The 8,605-nt window shown below is 64.1% G+C and carries 6 protein-coding genes; 1 reads left to right on the forward strand and 5 read right to left on the reverse strand.

Going from position 1 to position 8,605, the window contains the following annotated elements; genetic code table 11:
• Positions 1 to 69: 69 nt before the first annotated feature.
• The 4 genes from J0I79_RS01320 to J0I79_RS01335 all read right to left on the reverse strand — a co-directional run bounded on the left by J0I79_RS01320 (position 70) and on the right by J0I79_RS01335 (position 6,503).
• On the reverse strand, positions 70 to 3,102 hold the full coding sequence (locus J0I79_RS01320; RefSeq protein WP_292854693.1) for a caspase family protein: 3,033 nt from the start codon (positions 3,100 to 3,102) through the stop codon (positions 70 to 72).
• 2 nt (positions 3,103 to 3,104) lie between these two features.
• Positions 3,105 to 3,809, reverse strand: coding sequence for a hypothetical protein (locus J0I79_RS01325; protein ID WP_292854695.1), 705 nt, complete (start codon positions 3,807 to 3,809; stop codon positions 3,105 to 3,107).
• Entirely contained in the window at positions 3,806 to 4,186 is a 381-nt protein-coding gene (locus tag J0I79_RS01330) for a hypothetical protein (protein WP_292854698.1), read from the reverse strand. Before J0I79_RS01330 ends, J0I79_RS01325 begins: the two co-directional genes overlap by 4 nt.
• Before the next feature lie 112 nt (positions 4,187 to 4,298).
• Positions 4,299 to 6,503, reverse strand: a complete 2,205-nt coding sequence (locus J0I79_RS01335) for a caspase family protein (RefSeq protein WP_292854701.1) — start codon at positions 6,501 to 6,503, stop codon at positions 4,299 to 4,301.
• A 244-nt stretch (positions 6,504 to 6,747) separates the two neighbouring features.
• Between J0I79_RS01335 and J0I79_RS01340 the strand changes: the two genes are divergently transcribed.
• Complete coding sequence (locus J0I79_RS01340; protein ID WP_137932768.1) at positions 6,748 to 7,152, forward strand: Fur family transcriptional regulator; 405 nt, start codon at positions 6,748 to 6,750, stop codon at positions 7,150 to 7,152.
• Positions 7,153 to 7,415: 263 nt separating this feature from the next.
• Here the strand turns inward: J0I79_RS01340 and J0I79_RS01345 are convergent.
• The coding region (locus tag J0I79_RS01345) for a DNA polymerase (RefSeq protein WP_292854707.1) at positions 7,416 to 8,605 on the reverse strand (1,190 nt) is incomplete at its 5' end.

Raw genomic sequence — 8,605 nt, forward strand, 5'->3', positions numbered from 1 at the left:
ACAGCCGATCTCCCCCCTTGCGGGGGAGATGTCCGGCAGGACAGAGGGGGGTGCCTGGGCGCAAGCCCCTCACGGCTCGGCCAACACGATGTTCTCCACCCCGCCGACATAATAGAACGGCTTCTGTTTGTCCGCCGTCAGCCGCACCACTTCGCGCGAGATGAAGTCGGCGAGTCCGAACAGCGTGACGCCGCCATCGGACGTTCGGGCCTTGCCGCGCAGGCCTTCCAGGATCGAATAGGTGAAGACGCCGTGGCCGAGCTCGGGCAGTTCGGCGGCGGTGTTGTTGGCGGCGGTGGCCGAAAAGACGACGATGCGCGCGTCCTGCGCGTCCTTTTCCAGGCGCGGGTTGAAGGCATTGGCGGCATGGCAGGTGTCGAGCAGCATGAAGCGCATGCCCTTGGCCCGTTCGACCGATTTCTGGATGTCCGACCAGTCGACCAGCGAGGAGCGCTTCCAGCGGTCCGCGTCCTGTTTGCGGCCATCGGTCGGGATGAAATAGTAATCCTCGTCGATGTTGATGCCATGGCCAGCGACGAAGACGATGGTCGTGTCGTGCTCCCCCGGCTTGTCGAGGAAGTCGGCGAGCTGGTCGTCGATCGTGTGCGAATCCGGTTCCATGATGTTGTCGGCGCTGGCGACCGTGTATGTCTGTTGCGCCTTGTCGGGGTTGTCGTCGAGCGCTTCGCGGTTGACCAGGACCAGCGTTTCCATCGACGAGAACAGCGGCGCCGATTTCTGCGCGATCACCTTGAGGAATTCGGTGGCGTCATCGACGGGATAACGCAGATCGCAGGCGTGGCCGGAGCAGGCATTGGTCAGAAACGGATATTTGTCGACGCCGATGACGGCGACATAGAGCTTGCCCTTGGCTGCGGCCTTCTCGGTCTTCCTGGCAATCGCCTCGACGCTGCGCTCGGTCAGGTAGCCATATTCATTGGTGCCGGTGATGCGGATGGTGTTCTGGCCGTTCTCGACCGGCACCTCGACGATGGTCTTGTCGCCGTCCGCCGAGCGCGTGGCGATGTCGCCGACATTGCGGCTGTTCGACAGGATCGAGAAGCCGGCGACATCGGCGCCGGCTTCCTTGGCGCCCGATATCTCCACGGCCACATACCCGTCGCGGACCTTGCTCTGGTCGTCGGCGAGGCGGATGCCGAACTCCGGCGGCTTGCGCTGGAGGAGCTTCTGCAACTCATTGTCGACGCCCGGCCGCATTTCCTTGACCGCCTGTTTGGCGCTGCGCAGGATGATGGCGCGGCGCACCATTTCCGGGCTCCAGAGATATTTCTTCAGCTGGCCGGCGCGGATGAAGCGGCCTTCATGGTCGCGGCCCTGGTTGACATGCCAGCCGATCAGCTTGTCGCCCTCGTCGGAGGAATAGTAGTAGCCCTGCGGCATCCAGGCGATCCATTGCGAGCCGGCAAAGAACATCGATACGATCAGCTCATGCGTCTGCAGGTTCCACAGCCGCAATGTCTGGTCGGCGCTGCCGGTGACCAGCAGGCCGGCCTTCTGCGATGCCACCATGGCGTTGATCTCGCCGGTATGTCCGGTGAACTCGCCGGACACCCTGGCGGTCGCGGTCTTGTATTCCAGCAGCGTGCCGTCATTGCCGCCGGTGATCAGCCCGAGCCCGTCGTCGATCAAGGTGAAGGCTGAATGGGCAAAGCCATTGGTGGCGTCATTCTCGATGCGGCGCACGACCTGGCCGCCATGGCCGATCTCCAGCACGGCGTTTTCAAGCGCATCCTTGCCGCCTGCCGCGGCATGCAGCGACCACTGGCCGTCGGTCATCGCCGCGCGTGCGAACGAGCCAGGTTCCGTCAGTTGCTGCGGGTCATCGAAGAACCGCTCGGCGGTCGGCAGTTCGAGCTTCCTGTCCAGGGCGCCCAGTTCCTCCGGACAGGCCACGCGCTCCGGGCAGGGGTTGGCGTTGCCCCAGGCGATGGTGCCGTTCGCGGCGTTGATGCCGACCGCGGTCACCGGTTCGCCCGACCCCTGCAGCAGGGCCTTGCGCTCACCCGTCGCGGGATCCCAGACCTGGATGGCGTTGCGGGTGCCGCCTGCGGTCGCCACAAGGGAGCCATCGGCATTGGCGGTGCTGGCATAGACCGTGCCGTCATGGCCGGCATAGTCGCGCGCCTTTTCGCCCGTCTCGGCGTTCAAGACCACGGAGCGGTGCTTGTCGGCGCAGCGATAGCCGCAGGAGGCGACCAGCAGCCCGCCCTTGGCGAAAGTCAGCGAACCGATGAGGAAATCCTGCTTGGGCATGGTCCGCGCCAGTGCGCCGTCGGCGGCATGCCAGAGTTGGATCTGGCCGTCCTTGCTGCCAGTGGCGAACAGGCTGCCGTCCGGCGATGTGGCGAGCGCCATGACGCTGACATCGCGCAACGGCTCGGCTTGCGCGGGCAGGGCGATCTCCTCGCCCTTGGCGACATCCCAGAGCCGGATGCCGTTGTCGGTGGTGGTCGCCGCCAGCCGGGTTCCCTGCGCGGCGAAGGCAAGCTTGTCGATATGCCAGGAATCGGCGTCGAGCTTCTTGTCCAGCGTCCAGCCGGTGGCGGACTGGCCGTCCGGCTTCCAGAGATAGACGACGCCGTCGCCGCCACCGGCGGCCAGGATCTTGCCATCTGGAGAGAAAGCCAGGTCGTAGATGGCGTAGTCGGCGCCCTTGAGCACCGCCTTCATCTTGCCGGTGGCGAAGTCGAACAGCCTGATATCGCCATAAGGTGGCTTGTCGCCGAGGCCCGGGCCGAAATAACCGCCGGCGGCGATCGTCTTGCCGTCCGGCGAAACGGCGATCGCGAAGACCTTGCCGTCATTGCCATTGCCGAGATAGCCGCGGATGGTGCGCAGGCTGACCCCGCTCTGCCAGTCCCAGATGCGTATGGTCTTGTCGTCGGATGCCGAGACGAGGTCTTCGCCGTCCGGCGTGAAGGCAAGATCGGTGACCTGGGCGCTATGCCCGCCCGTGTCGAGATCGAGGTGGAAATCGGGGGCGTCCTGCGCCTGTGCGACAGAGGCGCCGACCAAGGCTCCGGCCGTCACCAGCCAGCGGCAGGCGCGCATGAGCCGGAAGCTGATCTTCGCCGCTCCCATGGCTATTTCGCTTCAGCCGCGGGCTGGCCGTTGCGCACATAGGCTTCGATCGCCGTGGCGAAGGTGGGCGATCCAGCCTTGCGCTGCTTGTCGACATAGCCGGCAAAATAACTCCAGAACGACACGGCGTAGTCGTGGAAATAGGCGTCGGTCACCTTGCGCGAGCACAGATTGCCGTCGATGCAGAAGGACAGGCGGTTGAGGAAATAGACGATACGGTCGAAATTCTCGTTGAAGTCGGCAAGCGGCATGTCGCCGCCGGCGGCGGTCATGGCTTCGATGCCGATACGCTGCCGGAACACCTGCTCCTCGGTCGGCGAGGGGTTGGCGCTGAGCAGATTGTCATATTTGGCGTTGAGGGCGGCGAGACGATCCTTGAGCGCGCGTTGCGCCTGCTGGTAGTCCTTGGTCTCCCAGAGTTCGACCAGCGACATGGTCTGCTCGACGCGCTTCTGCTCCTGGTTGGCCAGGAACTGGTAGATCGAGAATGCCAGGGTGAAGATGATGGCGAAGCGGACCAGCATGCCCGACCATGCGTAGACCAGCATGCGCCAGTCGCGGTCGGTGAAGGGGTTGCTCTCCTTCTTGATCTCGTGACTGCTCGGCCAGGGAAAGCCTTCGGTGGTTTCCGGCAGCGTCTGCTTTGCCGGCGCCTTGGCGGGCGCGGCCGCCGCCGTCTGTTTGATGGTGCCCCCCGGCTTCTTCATTTGCAGCCGTCCAGCTTGATGGTGGCGGAGGGATCGAGCACCACGCCCGGCGCTTCAAGCTGCTTTTTCAGGCATGCCAGCTGCGGGCGCGAAACGATGAACTGCATGTCGGGTTCCGCCGGCGCCTTGTTGGGCGACGGCAGTGCTTCGACCACGCCGCGCGAGGCGCAGCTCGAGAGATCGACCACCACGGCCTCGCTGCTGGCCTTGGCGAACTGGTCATACTGCTCGAGGAAACACGTCGCGAGCTCCGAGTTGATGACCACCTGTTTGGCGCAAAGGCCGCAGGCCTCCTGCGCCGATGCATTGGCGGCCAGCAACAGGCCGCCGGCAAGACCGGCAACTGTCGCGCGCCAGAAAAAAAGACTGTTGCTCAAGACCGATCCTTTGCTTCGTCAGCCACTGCCTTCTGGCCGCGGCCGGGAATGTTCTCACATCGCGCCAAACGCGCAAGACCCGGTGCAGGGCCGTGCGGCCCCGGGCCGGTACTTAGCTGCGTGGCACGGTTTCCATCGGGAAGATCATCACGGCGCCCTTCGGGCCGCTTTTGTCGGCAAGCCGCATCACCGAGCGGGTTGATGGCGCCATGCCGATGTCGGCCAGCATGTCGGAGAAGCTGGCGGGTCCGAGACCCCGCGTCATCGACGCGACGCCGTCCTGCGCCAGGAAGCTCAGATCCTCCTTCTCGCTCTCCGGCGGTGCCTCGGTCAGCACCGCGATCATCCGCTCCATGCCGAAGGAGGTATCGGTGAAGGCGAGCAGGCCCTCCTCCAACTTTGCCTTAGGCGCGAGGCGCTCGGCGACGATGTGGGTGATCGAATAGTCGCTTCCGACATAGAGCACGTTGATGTCGACCAACTGGTCCGAGCTGTTCGTGGCCAGCACATGCACTTCGTCGCCGGGCGAGACGCGCGGCACGGCGGATGCCTGCAAGGGCTCCAGGCCGTCCTTGTCGCGGCGCTTGATCTGGAACTGCACGTCGACATCCTCGGGCTTGTAGTCGGAAGCCGCCGCCAGCCGCGACAGGCCGGTGGCACGGAAGATGGTGCGCAGGTTCGTCGTTGTCGCGTCGACTAGCCGTTTGCGGTCATCCGAGTGGATGATGATCAGCGGCGGCTTGCTGCGATCCTTCAGGGTCATGTCGCCCGATGCCGGCAGGAACCACAGCGCCGGTTTGTCCGAGGCATTCTTGGCGGCCCCTGCGATGGCGTTCTCGCGCAGGACCGCGAGGCGAAGTTCCGCACTCTTGCCGGGATCGACCAGTTCTATGTTGAAGCCGGTGTCCTTGGCGGCGGCCAGCTCGTCGAGAACCGAATTCACGAGCGCGGTTTCCTTCTCCAATCCCTTGGTCGGGGCGGGCCGCGCCACGGCGAGCTTGTAGTCCACGGCAATCTCGGCCACGCGGGCATAGGCGTGCGCGGGGATGTCGGCCAGCTTGAGCGCCGGCTTCTTGTCGAACTCGACCGGCTTGACGTGGCTTTCCAGGTTCTTCGCCGATTGCACTTCGAGATAGCCGACGGCATCGGTGAGCGACGACAGCGCCGAGGGCAGGATGGCGAGCTTGCTGCCGGGGGTGAGGCGATGCAGCAGGCCGGCGCCGATCGTTGCCTCGCCGTCCTTGACGACGATGGGCCATTGCATGACGGCATCGGTCTTGTCGGTGCCGAAGACGCGCGCGTCGAGTTCACCCTCGAACAAAGGCGTCGGCCGGTTGCGGCTGTCGGCCGAATATTGCTGCAGCACCGCCTGGCCAAGCTGGCGGTAGGTGACGTTGGGGTTTTCGGCCAGCTTCTGCAGGATGGTGAAGGTGAACAGGCCGAAGCGCGGCGCATCGGTCGTACCCTTGGGCAGCGGCATCTCCGGCGTGGTTTCCACCGTCTGTGCGGCATAGAAGGCGACCAGCTTGCCCTTGGTGATCGGTTCGCCGCCGGTCGGCGTCATCAGGTTGAAGGCAGGCTTGCGCTGGCCGGTATCGTCAAGGCCGCGCGACGCGCTGGCGACCGTGTCGTCGTAGGTCTTAATAGCCGCTGCCCGGGCCGCTTCGTCGCCGCCAACAAGGTCGGCGAACTCGATCTTGCGCTCGAACTCGTCGTCCACGTCCACGGCGCGCGTCATCGTGCCGGAATGGCAGCAGTCGAACACGGCCCAGATGAAGGCGCCCTTGTCTCGGATGGCATCGAAAGCGGCGCCGATTTCATTGTCGATCAGCGCGTTGGGCACGCCAGCGTCGCGGTTGACCCACTTCTCGATGTCGACGGGCAGGAAGATCTCGTCGAGCCCGTCGGTCTCGTCGCCCTTGATCATCTCCGGCTGCTGGGCGCCGTGGCCCGACAGGTGAAGATAGACGAAATCGTCGCGCTGCACTTTCGCGGCGAGATCGGCGAGCGCCGCCTTGATCCCCGCGTGCGTGGGCAGGCCTTTGGCCCCCGGTACGTCCTTGGCCAGCAAGGTGACGTTCTCCGGCTTGAACCGCACGGGGTCAGGCACGTTTTTCAGGAGATATTCGTGGATCAGGCCGGCATCGTTCTTCGGTCCGACGAGCCAGTTGCGCTGCGGCAAAGCCGGATACTCGGTGCAGCCAACCAGCAGCGCGTGGTAGGTGCGCGAAGCGGCCCGCGCCCGAAACGAGAGGGTTCCGGCCGCCATGAGCGCGGACGTGCCGACAAGCAGCGTCCGGCGTGTCAATTTGATCATATCGCTTCCCCAAGCCCGATCGAATTTCCCAAGCGAGGTCACCCTCGTCGAGGATTTTGTCAGTATTTTGAATGTCGCTTTTTCATCAATCCTGCCCTCACCATTGTGCCGGCACGCGATCGATTGGTCCGAGACAACAACAGAACAGTAGCAAAGACGGCGGTTCGTCGCTATCTGAATGGGATCAGGCCATTTGCACGGGCAGATAGCCCGCGGATGGCGCAAGGCAGGCTGGAACAAAACCATGGCGGCAAGGGATGTGCTGACGAAAAACCAGTTGTGCGTGCTCGAGAAGCTCGAGACCGCCAGCGGGCCGCTCAGCGCCTACACCTTGCTCGACCAGTTGCGCGAACGCGGTTTTCGCGCGCCATTGCAGGTTTATCGGGCGCTCGACACCCTGGTGAAGTCTGGCTTCGTGCACCGGCTGGAAAGCATCAACTCCTTCGTCGCCTGCGCCGAACCGCATGACCACAGCCATTCGATGACGGCTTTCGCCATCTGCGACAATTGCGGACAGGTCACCGAAATGTCCGACCACGATGTCGACCACCGGCTGAACGAATGGGTCAATTCGACTGGCTTCGCCGCCAAGAAGGCGGTGATCGAGTTTCGCGGCGTGTGTGCGAAATGCCGGGCTGAGGCTGCGTAACCATCCATTTCGTCATACTAGGGCGAAGCAGGAGCGGAGCTCCGTCGCGAAGACCCTAGTATCCATGCCGTGACGTTCGAGCGTTGCCGCGATCGCAGAATCTGGGTCGAAGAGCGCCGCCCGGCAACGGCTATCCTCAGTCGTCTCGCTTTATGGCCAGCATCGCGGCATGGATCCCTTGGGCTGCGAAGCAACTCCAGGGGTCTGCGCCGCGTCGCTTCGCTCCTTGCTTCGCCCGTGGATGACGAACGAACGTAAGGCGCTTAATGCGCCTCATCCCAATTGCTGGCCGCCCGTGCGTCGACATGCAGCGGCACCGACATCGAGACCGCCGGCATCGGTGCGTTTTCCATCACCTTGCGCACCACGGGAAGCGTCGCCTCGACCTCCTCGTTCACGGTCTCGAAGATCAGCTCGTCATGCACCTGCAGCAGCATGCGGGCCGACAGCTTCGCCTTGTCGAGCGCTTCCTCCATGTGCACCATGGCGCGGCGGATGATGTCGGCGGCGGTGCCCTGAAGCCTGGCGTTGATCGAGGCGCGTTCGTTGAAGGCGCGGATCGACGGGTTCGACGACCGTATCTCCGGATAGTGAATGCGCCGGCCGAAGATGGTTTCGACAAAGCCCTTTTCGCGCGCGTAGGCCTTGGTTTCCTCGATATAGTCGCGGATTCCCGGAAAGCGTTCGAAGTAGCGCTTGATATAGGCGCTGGACTCCTCGCGCGGGATCGACAGCTGGTTGGCGAGGCCAAAGGCCGAGATGCCGTAGATGATGCCGAAATTGATCGCCTTGGCGCGCCGGCGCACTTCCGAAGGCATGCCTTCGACCGGCACGTTGAACATTTCTGAAGCGGTGATGGCGTGGATGTCGGCGCCGTCGGCGAAAGCCTGCTTCAGCTGCGGGATGTCGGCAACATGCGCCAGCACGCGCAGTTCGATCTGGCTGTAGTCGGCCGAGACCAGCTTGTGGCCCTTTTCGGCGATGAAGGCGGTCCTGATCTTGCGGCCTTCGGCGGTGCGCACCGGGATGTTCTGCAGGTTGGGATCGGAGGACGACAGGCGTCCGGTCGTCGTCGCGGCCAGCGCATAGGAGGTGTGGACGCGATTGGTGTCGGGATTGATGAAACCGGGCAGCGCGTCGGTGTAGGTCGACTTCAGCTTGGTCAGCTGGCGCCAGTCGACGATCTTGCGCGGCAATTCATGGCCTTCCGCGGCGAGCTCTTCCAGAAGCTGCGCCGAGGTCGACCATTGGCCGGTCTTGGTCTTGGAACCGCCCGGCAGGCCCATCTTGCCGAACAATATGTCGCCGAGCTGCTTGGGCGAGCCGATGTTGATGCGCTCGCCGACAATGCCGTAGATTTCCTCCTCGGCGCGAGCGGCACCCTGCGCCAGCTCGCCCGACAGCCGCGACAGGATCTGACGGTCGACCGAGATGCCGCGCTGCTCCATGCGCG

The organism is Mesorhizobium sp. (assembly GCF_017306585.1).
GTDB lineage: Bacteria > Pseudomonadota > Alphaproteobacteria > Rhizobiales > Rhizobiaceae > Mesorhizobium.